Raw genomic sequence first — 15,727 nt, 5'->3', positions numbered from 1 at the left:
GCTAATAATAGTAAAGTATAATCAAGCATAAAACTCATAAAGGAGTATATGAACCACATGAGCAATTTTCTGAGTGAATTTGAGGAAAGATTTAGAGCAGGATTTTTGGAAGATCTCAAAAGCATACTGGAAGAAGTGAAGGATGAAAAAGTTTACGCTTGCGCGTTTGGCACAGACAGCGATTTTGTCACCTTGTTTCTAGCTGTTAATACGGAGGAATCACTTGTTAGACATATCACAAACATGAAAGCCCAAGACCTGTGCAACAGCAAGGAAGATGAAATTTATTACAGATGGGGATTAAGCGAATATCAATATGGCGATACAGCACACCTCAATCATATTAGCAAATTTCTGTATGCAACCGACAATGTGTTGGACTATAAAGATGAAATGATAAAAATTATGGCCAAGGTAGTTAAAGAAACCGACGATGTATTTTTTACTCAATTCGGTCAGTCCAAAGAAGATATTATTTTTTTCGTGTCCATGACAGATGATGATATGGCCGAGGAACTGGAAGATCAGTCTGTAATTCAGATGACAAATGCCAAATTAGTTGATGGCTTCTTGCATCGTTATCAATAATACTAAATCATTCTCTTTCACATGGTTCAACTTTTTTTCAATCTCAAACACTCACTTACCAGCTACTTATTTGTAACCTTTTGAAGATAAATACGGCGCTGGAAGATACGTTAAATGGGAAGCAGTGAGATCAACTCCTTGCTTCCCATATGCTTATTTTGCGGTTACATGTTCTTTCAACCACTGTCTATAAAACTGTAGTTGCTCTTTGGTGTGAAAATAATGTTTTCCACGTTCCATCACTTTTAGCTGGCAATGAAATCGGCTTGCAAACGTAGATATGACGTCATATTCACACAAGTCATCTTCAGAGCCATAAAGTATGGCAGTTGGCTTATTCCATGTATCAATTGGATGCGATTTAACATAGCAGTAATAATCCCAATAAAGTGTTTGCCCAATGGGTGTAGATATTTCTTTTTCAACTTTTAATCTATCCTCACTTACACTGAACCATGTCATCATATTTTTGATTATTCTCTCCATATCTAGCACTGGAGAAAGAAACAGACATTGTTTTAGTGGGAGATGATGATAAGCAAGTAAACTAAAATACGCACCCATGCTACAAGCGAAAATACTAATTTCATGCCATTGCTTTTGTGTGTAACGCATGATGATGTCAAGATCATGAACACAATTTTGAACTTTACAGACGTAGGTTTCTTCTTTGCGGTCACCATGTTCAGGCAAATCAAAACTAATGACTTGATACCCTTGTGCCGTTGCTTCTTCTGCAAATATAACGATCACATCATCTGCCTTGTTTGACATATTACCGTGGATAGCTATAAATACCTTATCTGATTCACCACCCCACAAAATTGCCGGGATGCCCTCGATTTTCAATTTTTGCTTTATCATTACTTTATCCTCGCTTAAAACAGCTTGTTGTTGTCTTCCTTATCAAAATATTCTTTGTGATTCTATCTTATGATACTACGATGGTAAGAAAAACTACGCTGCCATCATACTTATAGTATCGAAATTCGCTTGTTTTGCTGAGACGTGACTCCAGAGCAACTTATTATTGACGATACTGATCATAACTTCTGGTTCTATTACATCCTGGTAGGAAAGCATAACCAAAGTTGCAATATCTCCCATCTGATATGCAGCCGTTAATGCCCTTAGAAAAGTTTTCGATTTTTCACTTTCTGGTAAGGATAATTCGCCTTTTAAGAGTTCCTCCTGAACTGCTCCTAGCGATTTTCGTGCCCGATGAAGTGCAACTTTTACCGCTCCCTCCGTTGTTTCAAGCATGTCGGATGTCTCACGAATCGAATATCCAAACACATCTCGCAGCAAAAAAACAGTTCTCTGAAGCGCAGATAAATGATTCATTAAGGACTGCAACGCGATCTCGATTTCAAAAGATCCATGATCCGGTACAGTTACTTTCGCTTGTTCCCTATTCAATATTCGAGTGTAGACTGCTTTTCTCCGTATATCATCAATCCAGGTGTTTTTAGCAATCCGCATCAACAGTGCCTTGGGATTTGTATGCTCGAATTTATTTAACTTTCCTAATGCTTTTACCCAAGTGTCCTGCGCCAATTCTTCCGCATCCCAATTTGATTTCGTAAGCGACAGACAGTAACTTTTCAGGACCGCCTGTAATTCATCAAAGTTCTGGATGTCTAGTGTATTGTCTGTCATCTGTACAGAATCTTCTATGTTCATAGGCCTTCTCCTCTACGGTCATATTCTGCCCTCTGCTAAAGCAAAGCCATTTGCTACCTTCATTGTAAACGAACAAGGGGTTATAGAAGTTACACCATATACGCAAATCATTTTTCCCATTAAAACTCCGTATCTTTTTACGGTCTGGGTTCGTTTACAAGAAGAAATCAACTGAACCAAGAAAATGGGGGGATGAAAAATGAGTGTTTATGTTCCTTATGTTGTGGAGCAAACTGCTCAAGGTGAAAGATCGTACGATATCTATTCCAGATTGTTAAAGGATCGTATTGTATTTGTAGGGGCAACCATCGACGATCAATTGGCTAACAGTATTATTGCTCAATTGTTGTTCCTGGCGGCAGAAGATCCGGAAAAAGATATTTACATGTATATCAACAGCCCAGGTGGTTCTACTTCCGCAGGATTTGCCATTTATGATACGATGCAGTACATCAAACCCGAGGTGCATACGATATGTACGGGATTTGCTGCTTCGTTTGGCGCCATCCTCTTGCTGGCTGGTGCCAAAGGAAAACGTTCTGCACTGCCGAACAGTGAAATTATGATCCATCAGCCGCACGGCGGCGCACAAGGCCAGGCCAGCGATATTGCGATCAGCGCAAAACGAATTTTATGGACTCGTGAAAAGGCAACCCGTATCACAGCTGAACGGACCGGGCAATCTTTTGAAAAAGTCGAAAAAGATATGGACCGGGATTTTTACATGTCCGCACAGGAGGCACTCGAATATGGTGTTATTGATCAAGTGATAACTTCTTTGTAGAGTATGTTCAAGATTTCAATGATCCGGCAAGAAACTTCAAGAAAACAAACGAGGTGATATCATGTTAGCAAGCTTACAAGGTAAGGAAGTAACTATTCATTTTATAGATGGGACAAATGTATGCGACGGAATATTGGATCAGATTGACGACAAGTTCGTAAAATACCTTACGCAATATCAGACATTTGTTATTCCTATTACATCTATTCGCACCGTATCCATTGACATTAAGGAACGGCAACGCCACAGAGTTGGATTCGCCCCTTGAACCTATTTTCATGGGTGGTAATTTCGTTTTACGGAGGCCCGATATTATGGAAATTTCACAGGGAGTAGAAATGCTTCAGCTAGATTTTCGTGGGCATAGGATTCACCCCATTCTTTTATGGGATCAAGAAATGGCTGTTTTAATAGATACAGGATTCCCTGGACAAATGGAAGATTTACGCGTGGCTATGGAAAAGGTAGGCGTATCGTTCGACAAACTAAAAGCTGTGATTTTGACACATCAGGATGTGGATCATATAGGTTGTCTTCCTGAGATTTTGCAGGAGTGTGGCAACAATATTAAAGCATATGCACATGAGCTGGATAAGCCATATATTCAGGGGGAGATCCCTCTTTTCAAAGATAGTCACCTTGAGAATCCTCCAAAGGGCCAAGTGGATGCTACCTTAATAGACGGTCAGGAGCTGCCGTTTTGCGGAACAATTCGAGTCATCCATACTCCTGGACATACCCCTGGTCATATCAGCCTTTATTTAAAGCAAAGTAAGATTCTCATTGCCGGGGATTCGATGTACAGTGAAAACGGGATTCTCAGAGGAATTTATGCTCCGACCACACCGGATATGAATGCAGCTTGTCTCTCATTGAAAAAGTACTTAGATCTCGACATTGCATCGGTGGTTTGTTATCACGGAGGATTAAGTAATGTAGATATACATGATCAGATATTAGGTCTTACCCAAGAATTATAAAGTTACAGTTTAACAGTATTTACTAAAGAAACGGAGGGTGAGCAACACTGCCAAGCAGGCCACAGGGAGTTAGCATTTAATGAAACGAAGAAGTTCATATAACAAAGATGGATAAACACTAAAAGTATTTCACATAAAAAAATTCAGAGTATTGTTAATGCTGATATTGCATAAATATTTAAATCAATTATGTATAATGTATGGTTTCCCCAAAAGGGGAGACCGCCTTTTTACGAAAGTATTGACCAAAACATGCATAGTGTTAATTTCTCTATTAATCTTCCAAACTATAAATACTTGCCCCCACTTGAACAAGATCAGGAGATACTAACTTACCAATACATATGCCAATATTTTTCCTTTCAGCCATTGAAGTTGAAATTTGAATAGAGCTAACGTTTAATACCGTCTCATTTTGATCTGTATTTTTAATAAGAATTTTATTTCCTATGATTTTTTTTATCTCTGGGTAGGTTAAATGATCCAATTCTTTGTTTGTTCCTACTATGATTGTTCCTTCATCTTTTGACTCAAAAGCCAAACTAACATCCATTATTTTTTTCATTTTAAACGTTGCAACAACAACCACCTACTCTTTTAGATAATGTATTTTTTGTATTTATGCTGAATCCATCTCTCACATTAACCGATCCTCCTAACAATATGTATTTAACAAGAACTTTATGGTAATAGTGATGAAGGGCGTAGTTATGCTAGTTACACAAATGATTTGAGTTGTTATTAGCATACTAAACATCTACTTTAAATAGATTTCATAGCTAAATATTACTATCACGCCCTCCAATCTTTATCAAATAAAAGTTTATCCTTTGAAAGTTGGATTACAGAATGTGTAAACAAAATTTCTTGTGTAGTACTTGAATATTTATTTAATTCATCAATTGAAATGAATGTTTGTTTTCGTTGCTCATCATATAATTCAATAATATTGTCAACCACACTATTTTCAACATTTTTGAATAATACTGAATCATGTATCAAAATAGGTAGTGGTGTTAAGTCAAATATACATATATCTAAAATAAATAAATTTGTATATGCTTTCCCAGTTAAGGTGCTCTCCGTTTATCTGTATGAATTTTCTCATTAATAGAAATAATCTTTTTGTTAATCCGATCCATGACTGTTGTTTGCTTTCACTAAGAACTGTGATTTCATTTTCAATACCTTCGATTTCACTAGCAAACTTTCTCATCTATAAAGAAAGCCCTCTGTCTTACACGTATTTCTCAAGCCTCGTACTGCACCTCTTGTAATAAAAAAAGTAACTCCTAATGTGAGAGCTACTTTAAAAAGCTTAAATGGCATCGCCATTTGTTTCTACGATTCTTGTAAAGATAGTTTATATAATTCACTTACGATTCAATAGTCGTTTTTTCTACGAAGTTTCCATTCTCTTCTCTTTAATAATCATCTTTGCCAACCTTCGTCCCGCTCTCTTAAAGAAAAATTCATCTGCATAGTTATCTGAAACTATCGGAGCAATTTGATTTATGACCCCATTTTTTTGTCATATTCTATTTTCCCCATTGCCTCTTCACTTGGTCCATAATTATATACAACTCTTTCTTCATCTTCATATTCTTTTAGCATGATTATATATACGGCCATTATTCTCTCTCCTCATAGATCTTTTCCCAATTCCATGGTCTTCCAGATTCTATAGTTTTATCATGTGCTGTTCTATAATTCGTATGGAATATGCCTTCAAACCTCGATTCAAAAAGCTCATGATGTAGTAATTGTACATCAGAATCCACGTATTTCCCATCTACTAACCTCTCCCAAGCTTGTGATAATTCAAAGTCAGGGTCAAATTTCCCGACTCCATGATCCTTAGTGTGGGTATTGTTAAAAACATGGTCTTTAATTCTCTGAATTCTTTCTGAAAAACCAGTATTTTTAGCAATGGCTTCTACGTCTTGATTTCCTAAGTTCCTAAATTTTCCATATAACTCCTCTGCAATAGCTTCTTCTCTAAAAAATTGCTCTGGAGGAATATTACGAGCACCAGTTTCAGCATAATTAAAATCGTTTGATTTTATATTAGAAGAGCGCTGTTCGCTTTCTTTTAAAATATTGACTTTACTAAGAGTTGATTCATACTTAACAGAACCCTCCAAAATATTTTTGGGCTTGATTAGCGCTTTGGTCGACGTAGAACCTATCATCAATCCTGCTGTACCAAACAAATTTGCCATATGTTCCTTTGACCATGCATTGGTAGGATTGAATGCACCCTGAATCATGCCCGTTACTCCAAATGTACCGAAATTGAGCATGTCATTCCATGAATCGTTTTGTTTGGCTGCTCGTTCCATATACCCTTGATACATTCCTTTGGGTATACCGTACGTCATGTAATCCATGAAGCTCCAGAAAGAATCAAATTATAAGACTGAATCCCTATGACCTCTGACTTATATTTATAAATGCTTCTCTTATACTGTCCACTCCTAAAATACATCTTACTTAAGTTATATGATTCACCTTATAAAAATAAGCCGATACATTGAAAGCTCGATCTCCTAGTTTCGATAGTTTATCCCATCAATTATTTCAATTATCGTCAAAGCCCCTGCTTTGTACCCTGAATAATAATCTGAGGCAGATAATATAGAAATCAAAACATCATATAAATCGGATAGTTCTTCAATTAATTCGTAGTCGTGTTCCGACAATCTCACTCTCAGTTGTTTCATAAAAACAGATATTTTCTGATGGACTAGCTCAAGCTCAGGTTTTTTAGGTTTGGTTCGTTCTCTTGGGTACCATTTTCCATAATATAAATCCTCCAAGATGCTCATATATTCATCTTCTCCCTTTTGTTCTGATAAATACTTTGTATAAATTTCAGATATGTAGATGCATTCTGTTCCTAAAAAATAGAATATTCCTATTGTAATGTCACTAATGATTTTTTAGCGAATATTTTACTAGAAACCATTAAAAAGCCCTACCCCGTAGGATAGAGCTCTACATTTCTAATGACAACTTTGAAAAGTTGCATTTTCTACTCTAATTTATCTGATCTAAATGTTCGGCTGATTAAACTAATTTGGCATCGAAGTGTGTTTTGAAATTGAATCGATAATTAAATCCCAGTCGTCATAGTGAATCTCATGTCCGGCACCTTCCAATGCCAGTAAAAACGCACCCGGAATTTCGTGAGCAAGATGTATTCCATGTTCATAAGGGATAATCGGATCTTCAGTACCGTGTATAACCAGTGTAGGAACGTTTATTTCCCCTGTCCTGGCCAAATAGGATTCTCCACCTGACAGCATTGCGTGATTATTCATACTAGCCATATTATTGCTTCTTTTCCATTCTTCTTTTGCCAGTTGATACACCTTATTCTCATCGAAGGAATGCTTTGAACCTACTAGAATTCTTGATCTACCCACCACAAAATCAACCACCGATGTTCGTTCGTCCAATCTATTGCTTCCATATTCGAGAAATAGTCCATAACCTTTTCCTCCATCGGTGGAAGATCGGGAGCAAAATTGGACGTTGCTAAAAGAGTCACCGTTAATACTCTGTCTGGATGTCGTAGAGCTATCATCTGAGTCAGCATTCCGCCCATAGACATCCCTACGATATGCGCTTGTTCAATCTTATAAGCATCCAAAACTCGAATCGCATCATCTGCCATGTCTTCAAAAGTATAGTCTGGTTGACCCGGTTCATAAGTTGTAGAACGTCCGACATCTCGGTTATCATAACGAACGACAAACCGACCTGTATCAGCTAAACGCCGGCAAAATTCTTCCTCCCACCAGATCAGTGAGGATTGAGCGCCCATAATCAGTAATATTGCTGGGTGAACTCGCTCGCCGAAACTCTCACTACAAATTTCTATTCCATCGCTTTTTATAAGTAGTTCATTCATGTAGAATTCCTCCCTTCAATGATATATAACAAAAAACACCGAATATTACCTTCATCACTTATCCTTATTAAGTACTTCCAGTGCCTCTGCCTTAGACAGACAGGAATTACCGATCTACTCGGTCGCTAGTTCAAGATATTTTGTTGCAAGAAATTTAGAAAATCTCTTTGCATAGAGCCAAGCGTAAGAATTTTTTTGATTATCCTGAACCTACTGTGCTGGCCTTTGATTTTAAATGACCATACTGCAGAAGACAGGTGTCCAGAATGATATTTTTGTTCTTGTAAATCAGCTATTTCATATTCAACTTTTTGTACTACTTTTGTGGAAAATAGATTGAGGAAAAGGATAATAATCCGATCATTATTTAAGAGTAATATGGCTCGACTTGTATAAGCCGAAAAGCTCTGTGGAGTTGAATAGCAGATGAGCATGTCAGATTCTCTATGAGGTTCTGCTAGCTTGTCGATCAATTTTTTTGTAATGAATAGCATGATCAAATCCCTCTCTATCTGGATGTTTAAATGAATTGACAGTAAAGAATATCCGTCAAAAATATTATACTACACAAGTAAACTATTCCAAAAAAAGATAGTCATCTGTAGCCTGTTTGAATAATTGGATGAATTGAAATTTGGATAAATTAAGCTCTTTACATAGTATTATTGCAGGTATTGTATCCTCCACCGTTAAAGATGTTATTAATCTTAACGAAATGAATAAATCATGGATTATTGTGGTATTATTTCGGATTATTGTTAATACTACGAATCTGAGGAGGGTAACAATGAAGTTACATACTAAATTTTCAAGACAATTATACCGGAATATCGAGCTCATTTGTAGCTTCATGGGAAACAGTTCGGATTTTGTTGTTCGTGAGATCACGACTGGTCATAAACACGCCGCTCTTTTTTATTTGGACGGAATGACTGACATGCAAAAGGTACAGGACAATGTGATCCGTCCGTTGCATGATCGTGTCTCCTCTGACGAGATCACTTTACCGTTATTGAAAAACGCAATTTTGGACATTGGTGAAGCAAGCTTTACTCAAAACTTTGAAAATGCCTTGGAACAGATCCTCTCAGGTGGTCTTCTCCTCCTCCTAGACGATATGGATGAAGGATTGGTCATTTCTTTGCCTGGATGGGAAGAACGCAGCATTTCGGACTCGAAGACGCAGCCAGTGGTCAGAGGTCCGCAAGAAGCGTTTACAGAAACTTTACGTACGAATACGACTATGGTTCGCCGAAGGGTGAAGGATACAAGAGTACGTCTAACTACCATGAAAGTTGGCGAAAAAACTAAGACCGATATATCCGTCATGTATTTATATGGGGTCGCTGACCCAAAAAAGGTGCAAGACATGATATCCAAGTTAAAGAACATGCATGTAGAAGGCGTGCTTGAAAGCGAATATTTGGAAGAATGTCTCCATGATAAACAACTCACGATATTTCCGCTCTTTTACAATTCAGATCGCCCAGACTCCATTGCAGCAGGAATTATGGAGGGGAAAATAGCGATATTTGTGGATGGATCTCCCTTCGCCATTCTTGCACCTGCGGTGTTTGCAGATTTCCTTCAATCGGCAGAAGATTATTATCAATCCTTTGTTTACAGCAGTATCATTCGAATATTAAGGTACATCTGCCTGGCAATCTGTATGTTGGCTCCGGCCATTTATGTCGCATTAACGACATTCCATCAGGATATGATTCCAACCGTTTTATTATTAAGCTTATCCGCGCAACGTGAAGGAGTACCGTTTCCCGCATTTGTTGAGGCGATGATCATGGAAGTGGTTTTTGAAATTCTGAGGGAGGCAGGTCTTCGTATGCCACGGACGGTTGGTCAAGCCGTTTCTATTGTCGGGTCCATCGTAATCGGCCAGGCAGCTGTAGAAGCAAACATCGTTTCGGCTGTTATGGTCATTGTTGTTGCAATAACGGCCATTTCCAGCTTTGTCATTCCCTCATACACCTTTGCCATTCCAATCCGGATATTACGTTTCGCCTTCATAGGCACAGCCGCTATGTTTGGTGTGTACGGGTTGACTGTTGGTATTCTTATGCTCTTTGTACATCTGAATGGGCTTCATTCATTCGGTGTACCGTATTTGAGCCCCTTTGCCAATTACAAATCGTCGGAGCAGAGGGACGCAATATTGCGTTTTCCATATAGAACTAAAAAACATCGCAAAAACTAAAGGAGTGACCATCATGAACTCGTATCGATCCACCATTTTATTACTGTTTATGTGCATCTGGCTAATGGTGTTTCTTACGGGTTGCTGGAACAGTAAGGAATTGAGCGCAATTTCCGTCGTGATGGCTCTGGGCATTGATGCTGTTGATGACCAATATGAAGTCAGTTTACAAGTGGTTGACCCATCGAAAATGTCTCAGAATTCCCCCACGGAACGGACGCCAACGATCGTTTTTTCCAAACGCGCCGATACCATATTTGAAGCTATTCGAAAATTAACAACGGAATCGTCCCGCAAAATGTATATGTCTCACTTAAAGTTTGTCATTTTTGATGAGAAAACCGCAAAAAAAGGAATCAAGGAGCCGCTGGACTTTCTATTCCGTGATCATGAAGTTCGGCCTGATTTCTATTTGGCCGTTGTCAGAGAAAACTCGGCAAAGGAGGCCGTTACTTTTGTAGCTCCAACCGAGGTTTTGCCTGCAATGGATATGTATAAGGCATTAAAGATCTCTGAAAAAGCATGGGCTCCAACTTCCGCGGTCAATGTAAAAGATCTTTTGCAGAAATTTACGGAGGATGGCATTGAACCGGTCCTTACAGGTATTCGACTGACAAACCTAGAAAAAGGTCTAACTATTGATAATGTGACAAAGTCGCCCCAACATGTTAAATATTTTTTCACTGGAATTGGTGTTTTCAAGGGCGATCGACTTATCGATTGGATGGATGATTCACAAAGTAAAGCCTTTACCTATATATCCAACCGTGTTTCCAGTACCGTAGCTTCCATCGATTGTCCGAATTCCAAAGGAAAATTTGTTGTTGAAGTAATCCGTTCCAAAGTAAAAATACATCCAGAAATAATAGACCATGAGCCGCGCATTTCTCTTATTGTGGATACAGAATCCAATATCGGAACAATCTCGTGCAATGCCAACCCTAAGAATGAAGAGACATTTAGAGATCTTCAAGAATCAGCTAAAGAGCATCTGCAACAGTCTTTAAAGAAAGGCATTTCGCACGCACAACAAATCGGTTCCGATATATTCGGGTTTGGAGAAGCTTTTCACCGCAAATTCCCGCGTGAATGGCATAGATGGAAAGAGGATTGGCCACAAAAATTCCAAACACTTAAAGTGGATATTCAGCTCAATTATCGTTTAGTTCGGTTCGGAGACATTACTAGTCCAATTGATATGGGAATACACAATCAGGAGTGAATGCATATGCTTTATGTGATTCTCGTAACTTCCATTTTAACATCGTTGTATGAGTTTAAAAAATTTAAAGAGAAACAATATGTACGTGAAATTGTATTCAGCTCAATATTATTGATTATAGGCGTTATATTGATTATCCTACGGATCGTCAGCATTAAACTGCCGACTCCACTAACGGGCATTCAAATCCTATTTCAACCGATAAGCCGTTTACTTACAGAAATGTTATCTTAAGGAGGTATTAGGGTGAATTCCAACTTGACCGTTCGACAAGCTATTATGTGGTTTGCATTATATCAAATAGGAAGCGCATATCTGGTACTCCCAGCGGCAATTACCGCTGCCGCTAAACAAGATGCCTGGCTCTCCATCCCAGTCTCCTTAGGGTTTTATCTGTTATTGATACCTTTATATACCTCTATCGCTAGGCAAATACAGGGGAAATCTTTCGTAGAGTATCTCCGTTGCCTCTTCGGTCCCTTGGGCGGAACGATCAGTATCGTTTTCATTTTTTTCTTTCCCTTTCTTGTGTTCATCATGACGCTTCGAAATCTAGGCGACTTTATCACGATAGCTATTATGCCTGAAACTCCCCCCGACGCCATATATTTCATCATGCTTATAGTCATTTATTTCGCCGTTCGATCAGGCCCAGCTGTAATTGGACGTTGTGCGGAAATCCTGTTTTTTTTCCTTCTTGTTCTGTATCTTTTAGTCAGGATTACCCTTCTTCCTGAGAGCAAAATAGATAATGTGCTCCCTATTTTTGAGTATGGTTTGAACCCTATCGTTCTCGCTTCGTTCAATTTGTTTGCCTTTCCCTATCTTGAGGCATTTCTGTATCTTTTTTTTGCACAGTACATCCCTGATCCAAAAAAGTGGAGAAAGACAGTGATAACATCTGCTTTGATTAGCGGCGGCATGTATTTTCTCATGGTTCTACAAATAATCGCCGTGATGAGTGAAGGTGTTGTATCTAATTTGACATTTCCTACTTTTTTTATTAACCGAACAATCAGTAGCGGAGAGTTTCTTCAACGGTTTGAAATTTTCGTTGCAGTGTTCTGGTTTGTCACTATTTTTTTCCGACTCGCACTGCTTTTATATGTTTCAGCCCAAGGGCTTGCAGATGCTTTTCGCCTTCGAAACGCTAACTCTCTCTTAGTTCCTTTGATCCTAATCGCAATAGCAATGGTTCATTCTATTTGGCCAAACATGCAATTTATAAACAAGTTTTTTTCAGTATGGCCTTTTTACGCCATGATTTTCGGTATTGTGTTTCCTATTGTGCTATGGCTGGTGGGTAAATTAGGCGGCTCGTTGAAATTACGTAAAAAGTATCACTAAGTTGCGTTGGCTGTATGAACATATTGCCTTCAAATAAACTTTTGTTGTACTCATTATTGCAATTTAGCGAGAAGTAGCTCCAGTTCCTCCTTCTCAAGATGTCTCCATTGCCCACGCTCCAGATGATCCAATGTAATATTCATAATTCGAACACGCTCCAGCTTGAGCACCCTGTAGCCCAAAGCCTTGCACATTCTACGAATTTGCAGGTTTAGACCCTGTGTCAAAATAATACGGAACTCGTATTCGCTTATACGATCAACCTTGCACGGTTTGGTAATAACGTTCAATATTTCAACGCCACGAGACATGGTCTGTGTAAATTCATCTGTAACAGGTTTGTCTACAGTCACCGCATATTCCTTCTCATGACCATGCTCGGAACGCATCATTTGATTGACAATGCTTCCATCGTTCGTTAATAAAATGAGCCCTTCTGACGCCTTATCCAGCCTGCCAATGGCAAAAATACGTGAAGGATAATTGACATAACGAATAATGTTGCCCTCCACTTGCTCCGCTGCCGTACATACAATGCCGATAGGCTTATTTAATGCCAAATATACGGGTTCACTATGATTAATCGGAATAGGCTTCCCATCGATCAACACGATATCCAGTGGCTCTACTTCCGCGCCCGCTTCACATACGCTGCCATTAATTGTAATTCGCCCTGCTGCAATCAGCCTGTTCGTTTCCCGACGTGAGCAGAATCCTGTCTCACTAATGTACTTGTTAATTCGCATGATTCACCTATTTTACGTTGTAGTATAAGAAATATGGATCAATACAGGCGGTACGTCTTTAATCCACTAAAAAAACATCTGATTATGCGTACGTAATCAGATGTTAGCCTTTTAAAAACAACCCTATACATGCTCGGCCTACTTACTTCTGCCGCCTCTGTTACCAATTGGCTTGGCAGCGCCGCCTTTTGCAGCTCCTGCCGCTGTATTTCCTGGTTCACCGGTAGCAGCGCTTTTTCTCTTTACAGGCTTCGCCGTTTTGTTCCAGCGTGTCCAGCCTTTACTTCCCGTACCTCTGCCGGTTCCGCCACCCTTACTTTTTCCACCCATATAATCACTCCATGACTAGTCGTTCAGATTTAACTAAGCTATCATACCATTACTTTGATCATAATGCCCATTTGTTTTAAAAATTGAACATGTTAAGCCGCAAATACTTTTGTAAAATGGATCTTATTGTATTTTTGTTTGTTTGCAGGTAAATAATGAAATGAGATTGTATAGTATGGAAAAATAATGATCCTTAAAGGAGTGAAACACATGTCAGTTGATGTTTATCTTAATTTTAATGGAAACTGTCGCGAGGCAGCAGAATTTTACGCAGAGGCATTTGGGACTGAGAAACCAAAGATCATGACGTTCGGTGAAGCACCGCCCAACCCCGATTATCCTCTACCAGAAGAAGCCAAAAATTTGGTCATGCATACGCGGCTTCAAATTGATGGTAGTAATGTGATGTTTTCAGACGTTTTTCCTGGTATGCCTTTTGTTGCGGGAAACAACATCAGCCTCGCCATCGTCAATAAGGACGAAGAGAAAATTCGATCGTACTTTCATAAGTTAAAAGAAGGCGGGACCGTAAACATGGAACTTCAAGAAACATTCTGGAGCAAATGTTACGGAAGCCTCAAGGATAGGTTCGGAATTGAATGGCAATTAAGTTATGACAACGGAATGACCGACAGTTAGCCTTTTATATTGTCTTACGGACAGTTAAGCCCTCACAAGCTATCTGATTGAATGCTTTATGAGGGCTTAATATCAGTCGCAGCCTTGGAATTCTTCTAAAACCTTGAATTTGTCTCCATGGATCTTATCCAGGTGATCCTCTCCCCAATAGCATAAATGATCTAGCGCGGGTTTTAATCCCCAGCCGTAGTGCGTTAACTCATACTCCACTTTAGGTGGGATTTCATTAAAAACCTTTCGTGTAACAATCCCATCCTTTTCCAGACTTCTGAGCTGAGTGGTCAGCATTTTTTGAGTAATACCGGGCATTAACCTACGAAACTCAGACGATCGTTTCCGTCCTGTCATCAGATGGTAGATAATTAAAGGCTTCCATTTTCCTCCCATTACCTCTAAAGCTGCTTCCACTCCAACTTGATACTTCTTTTGAACCCTATTTTTGGTCGGTTCATTCATTCCTTAATCCTCCTTTAGAAGGCTACGTTTGCTCAGAACAACCCATCACTTCAATTCGTGACCCAGGTCAGTTTAGGTAATCTACCTAGGGCACTTCCATGTTCCTATGGCACCTGTATCATCCTATAGAACGTAAAAGTGCGTACTTCCAGATTATTTTCCTACTGTTTATAATAGCAGCAAGCATTGAGCATGCCTAGAAGTTAGCCTATTAAGAAAGGTAGTGAATAAATATGAAAGTATTAAGCGTTGTTTCACATCCGAGAAAAGATTCTTTAACCTTTAAGGTTGCTGGTCGTTTCGTACAAGGTCTTGCCGATGCAGGCCACGATTATGAGATATTGGATTTGCATGGGATCGGTTTTGATCCTGTTTTAAAAGGAGTAGATGAACCGGATTGGTCCGTTGCGAAGCAGTCCTTTTCCCCTGAAGTAGAAATGGAAATAAAGCGGATGAAGGAGCATGACGCGTTGGCATTTATTTTTCCACTTTGGTGGTGGCATTTGCCAGCTATGCTGAAGGGTTATATTGATCGTGTATGGAACAATGGGTTTGCGTACGGCTCGAATAACCTTCATCATCAGCATATCTTATGGATTGGCTTGGCCGGCGTTTCGAAAGAACAGCTGAAAAAGCGCAACTATGATGAAAAGATTACTCATTTGCTGAATGTGGGTATTGCAGATTATTGCGGTGTTTCCAATTCCAAGGTTGAATTCTTAGATGAGACACTGGGTTCAAATTCCCGTCATTATGAAATACTGCTGGACCAAGCTTATCGCTTGGGTTTAAATTATGCCAAAGATTAGGTTTAATTACAAGAC

18 protein-coding genes and 3 pseudogenes are annotated in these 15,727 nt (G+C 39.0%); 10 read left to right on the top strand and 11 right to left on the bottom strand.

What is annotated here, in order from left to right; genetic code table 11:
• The first annotated feature begins 57 nt into the window (after positions 1 to 57).
• A complete protein-coding gene (locus EGM68_RS11935) occupies positions 58 to 588 on the top strand; it encodes a DUF4303 domain-containing protein (protein ID WP_090739251.1) in 531 nt (176 codons plus the stop codon).
• Between the two features lie 153 nt (positions 589 to 741).
• Here EGM68_RS11935 and EGM68_RS11930 read toward each other — a convergent pair whose 3' ends face one another.
• Both EGM68_RS11930 and EGM68_RS11925 read right to left on the bottom strand, forming a co-directional pair.
• Positions 742 to 1,452, bottom strand: a complete 711-nt coding sequence (locus tag EGM68_RS11930; RefSeq protein WP_129549238.1) for an alpha/beta hydrolase — start codon at positions 1,450 to 1,452, stop codon at positions 742 to 744.
• Between the two features lie 93 nt (positions 1,453 to 1,545).
• Positions 1,546 to 2,271, bottom strand: a complete 726-nt coding sequence (locus tag EGM68_RS11925; RefSeq protein WP_013371086.1) for an RNA polymerase sigma factor — start codon at positions 2,269 to 2,271, stop codon at positions 1,546 to 1,548.
• A 199-nt stretch (positions 2,272 to 2,470) separates the two neighbouring features.
• On the opposite strand from EGM68_RS11925, the gene clpP reads away from it, so the two are divergent.
• The 3 genes from clpP to EGM68_RS11910 all read left to right on the top strand — a co-directional run bounded on the left by clpP (position 2,471) and on the right by EGM68_RS11910 (position 4,035).
• Entirely contained in the window at positions 2,471 to 3,055 is a 585-nt protein-coding gene (gene clpP, locus EGM68_RS11920; RefSeq protein ID WP_013371085.1) for an ATP-dependent Clp endopeptidase proteolytic subunit ClpP, read from the top strand.
• Between the two features lie 61 nt (positions 3,056 to 3,116).
• Positions 3,117 to 3,323, top strand: coding sequence for a hypothetical protein (locus tag EGM68_RS11915; protein WP_043885946.1), 207 nt, complete (start codon positions 3,117 to 3,119; stop codon positions 3,321 to 3,323).
• Between the two features lie 46 nt (positions 3,324 to 3,369).
• Positions 3,370 to 4,035: an MBL fold metallo-hydrolase gene (locus EGM68_RS11910; RefSeq protein ID WP_129549237.1), complete on the top strand. Its 666-nt coding sequence runs from the start codon at positions 3,370 to 3,372 to the stop codon at positions 4,033 to 4,035.
• Positions 4,036 to 4,309: 274 nt separating this feature from the next.
• On the opposite strand, the gene EGM68_RS11905 is transcribed toward EGM68_RS11910, so the two are convergent.
• From EGM68_RS11905 to EGM68_RS11875, 6 genes and pseudogenes are all read right to left on the bottom strand, one after another.
• Complete coding sequence (locus EGM68_RS11905; RefSeq protein WP_231124608.1) at positions 4,310 to 4,624, bottom strand: hypothetical protein; 315 nt, start codon at positions 4,622 to 4,624, stop codon at positions 4,310 to 4,312.
• Between the two features lie 203 nt (positions 4,625 to 4,827).
• Positions 4,828 to 5,100, bottom strand: a pseudogene (locus EGM68_RS26530) (DUF2326 domain-containing protein); the annotation flags it as partial.
• Positions 5,101 to 5,666: 566 nt separating this feature from the next.
• Positions 5,667 to 6,446 (bottom strand): annotated as a pseudogene (locus tag EGM68_RS11890) (WXG100 family type VII secretion target); the annotation flags it as partial.
• Positions 6,447 to 6,584: 138 nt separating this feature from the next.
• The gene (locus tag EGM68_RS11885; RefSeq protein WP_129549236.1) at positions 6,585 to 6,863 is read right to left on the bottom strand and encodes a DUF6809 family protein; all 279 of its coding nucleotides are present in this window, start codon (positions 6,861 to 6,863) and stop codon (positions 6,585 to 6,587) included.
• A 246-nt stretch (positions 6,864 to 7,109) separates the two neighbouring features.
• Positions 7,110 to 7,951: pseudogene (gene mle, locus EGM68_RS11880) on the bottom strand (alpha/beta fold macrolide esterase).
• Between the two features lie 125 nt (positions 7,952 to 8,076).
• Entirely contained in the window at positions 8,077 to 8,445 is a 369-nt protein-coding gene (locus EGM68_RS11875) for a hypothetical protein (protein ID WP_017428542.1), read from the bottom strand.
• Positions 8,446 to 8,738: 293 nt separating this feature from the next.
• On the opposite strand from EGM68_RS11875, the gene EGM68_RS11870 reads away from it, so the two are divergent.
• From EGM68_RS11870 to EGM68_RS11855, 4 genes are read left to right on the top strand one after another with little or no spacing between them, the layout of a single operon-like run.
• Positions 8,739 to 10,163: a spore germination protein gene (locus EGM68_RS11870; protein ID WP_129549235.1), complete on the top strand. Its 1,425-nt coding sequence runs from the start codon at positions 8,739 to 8,741 to the stop codon at positions 10,161 to 10,163.
• Between the two features lie 13 nt (positions 10,164 to 10,176).
• Positions 10,177 to 11,385, top strand: coding sequence for a Ger(x)C family spore germination protein (locus EGM68_RS11865; RefSeq protein ID WP_058831320.1), 1,209 nt, complete (start codon positions 10,177 to 10,179; stop codon positions 11,383 to 11,385).
• Positions 11,386 to 11,391: 6 nt separating this feature from the next.
• Complete coding sequence (locus tag EGM68_RS11860; RefSeq protein WP_013371060.1) at positions 11,392 to 11,619, top strand: hypothetical protein; 228 nt, start codon at positions 11,392 to 11,394, stop codon at positions 11,617 to 11,619.
• Positions 11,620 to 11,631: 12 nt separating this feature from the next.
• Positions 11,632 to 12,732 (top strand): GerAB/ArcD/ProY family transporter, encoded by a 1,101-nt coding sequence (locus EGM68_RS11855; protein WP_040101391.1) that lies wholly within the window; start codon positions 11,632 to 11,634, stop codon positions 12,730 to 12,732.
• A 53-nt stretch (positions 12,733 to 12,785) separates the two neighbouring features.
• Here EGM68_RS11855 and EGM68_RS11850 read toward each other — a convergent pair whose 3' ends face one another.
• Positions 12,786 to 13,478, bottom strand: a complete 693-nt coding sequence (locus EGM68_RS11850; protein WP_129549234.1) for a pseudouridine synthase — start codon at positions 13,476 to 13,478, stop codon at positions 12,786 to 12,788.
• 138 nt (positions 13,479 to 13,616) lie between these two features.
• Complete coding sequence (locus tag EGM68_RS11845) at positions 13,617 to 13,808, bottom strand: DUF3934 family protein (protein WP_129549233.1); 192 nt, start codon at positions 13,806 to 13,808, stop codon at positions 13,617 to 13,619.
• A 210-nt stretch (positions 13,809 to 14,018) separates the two neighbouring features.
• Here EGM68_RS11845 and EGM68_RS11840 point away from each other — a divergent pair, with 210 nt between their 5' ends.
• Entirely contained in the window at positions 14,019 to 14,447 is a 429-nt protein-coding gene (locus EGM68_RS11840; protein WP_013371055.1) for a VOC family protein, read from the top strand.
• A 72-nt stretch (positions 14,448 to 14,519) separates the two neighbouring features.
• Here EGM68_RS11840 and EGM68_RS11835 read toward each other — a convergent pair whose 3' ends face one another.
• Positions 14,520 to 14,903 (bottom strand): winged helix-turn-helix transcriptional regulator, encoded by a 384-nt coding sequence (locus EGM68_RS11835; protein WP_013371054.1) that lies wholly within the window; start codon positions 14,901 to 14,903, stop codon positions 14,520 to 14,522.
• A gap of 233 nt (positions 14,904 to 15,136) precedes the next feature.
• On the opposite strand from EGM68_RS11835, the gene EGM68_RS11830 reads away from it, so the two are divergent.
• Positions 15,137 to 15,712, top strand: a complete 576-nt coding sequence (locus tag EGM68_RS11830; protein ID WP_129549232.1) for an NAD(P)H oxidoreductase — start codon at positions 15,137 to 15,139, stop codon at positions 15,710 to 15,712.
• The last annotated feature ends 15 nt before the right edge of the window (positions 15,713 to 15,727 follow it).

This window comes from Paenibacillus sp. M-152 (assembly GCF_003856555.1).
Taxonomy (GTDB): Bacteria; Bacillota; Bacilli; order Paenibacillales; family Paenibacillaceae; genus Paenibacillus; species Paenibacillus polymyxa_C.
The sequence above is the reverse complement of the archived record's forward strand: the minus strand, read 5'-3'. Positions and strand labels throughout refer to the sequence as shown.

Coding starts and splice junctions, on each gene's coding strand:
- EGM68_RS11935 (WP_090739251.1), top strand. CDS start 58: ATGAGCAATTTTCTGAGTGAATTTGAGGAAAGATTTAGAGCAGGATTT.
- EGM68_RS11930 (WP_129549238.1), bottom strand. CDS start 1,452: ATGATAAAGCAAAAATTGAAAATCGAGGGCATCCCGGCAATTTTGTGG.
- EGM68_RS11925 (WP_013371086.1), bottom strand. CDS start 2,271: ATGAACATAGAAGATTCTGTACAGATGACAGACAATACACTAGACATC.
- clpP (WP_013371085.1), top strand. CDS start 2,471: ATGAGTGTTTATGTTCCTTATGTTGTGGAGCAAACTGCTCAAGGTGAA.
- EGM68_RS11915 (WP_043885946.1), top strand. CDS start 3,117: ATGTTAGCAAGCTTACAAGGTAAGGAAGTAACTATTCATTTTATAGAT.
- EGM68_RS11910 (WP_129549237.1), top strand. CDS start 3,370: ATGGAAATTTCACAGGGAGTAGAAATGCTTCAGCTAGATTTTCGTGGG.
- EGM68_RS11885 (WP_129549236.1), bottom strand. CDS start 6,863: ATGAGCATCTTGGAGGATTTATATTATGGAAAATGGTACCCAAGAGAA.
- EGM68_RS11875 (WP_017428542.1), bottom strand. CDS start 8,445: ATGCTATTCATTACAAAAAAATTGATCGACAAGCTAGCAGAACCTCAT.
- EGM68_RS11870 (WP_129549235.1), top strand. CDS start 8,739: ATGAAGTTACATACTAAATTTTCAAGACAATTATACCGGAATATCGAG.
- EGM68_RS11865 (WP_058831320.1), top strand. CDS start 10,177: ATGAACTCGTATCGATCCACCATTTTATTACTGTTTATGTGCATCTGG.
- EGM68_RS11860 (WP_013371060.1), top strand. CDS start 11,392: ATGCTTTATGTGATTCTCGTAACTTCCATTTTAACATCGTTGTATGAG.
- EGM68_RS11850 (WP_129549234.1), bottom strand. CDS start 13,478: ATGCGAATTAACAAGTACATTAGTGAGACAGGATTCTGCTCACGTCGG.
- EGM68_RS11845 (WP_129549233.1), bottom strand. CDS start 13,808: ATGGGTGGAAAAAGTAAGGGTGGCGGAACCGGCAGAGGTACGGGAAGT.
- EGM68_RS11840 (WP_013371055.1), top strand. CDS start 14,019: ATGTCAGTTGATGTTTATCTTAATTTTAATGGAAACTGTCGCGAGGCA.
- EGM68_RS11835 (WP_013371054.1), bottom strand. CDS start 14,903: ATGAATGAACCGACCAAAAATAGGGTTCAAAAGAAGTATCAAGTTGGA.
- EGM68_RS11830 (WP_129549232.1), top strand. CDS start 15,137: ATGAAAGTATTAAGCGTTGTTTCACATCCGAGAAAAGATTCTTTAACC.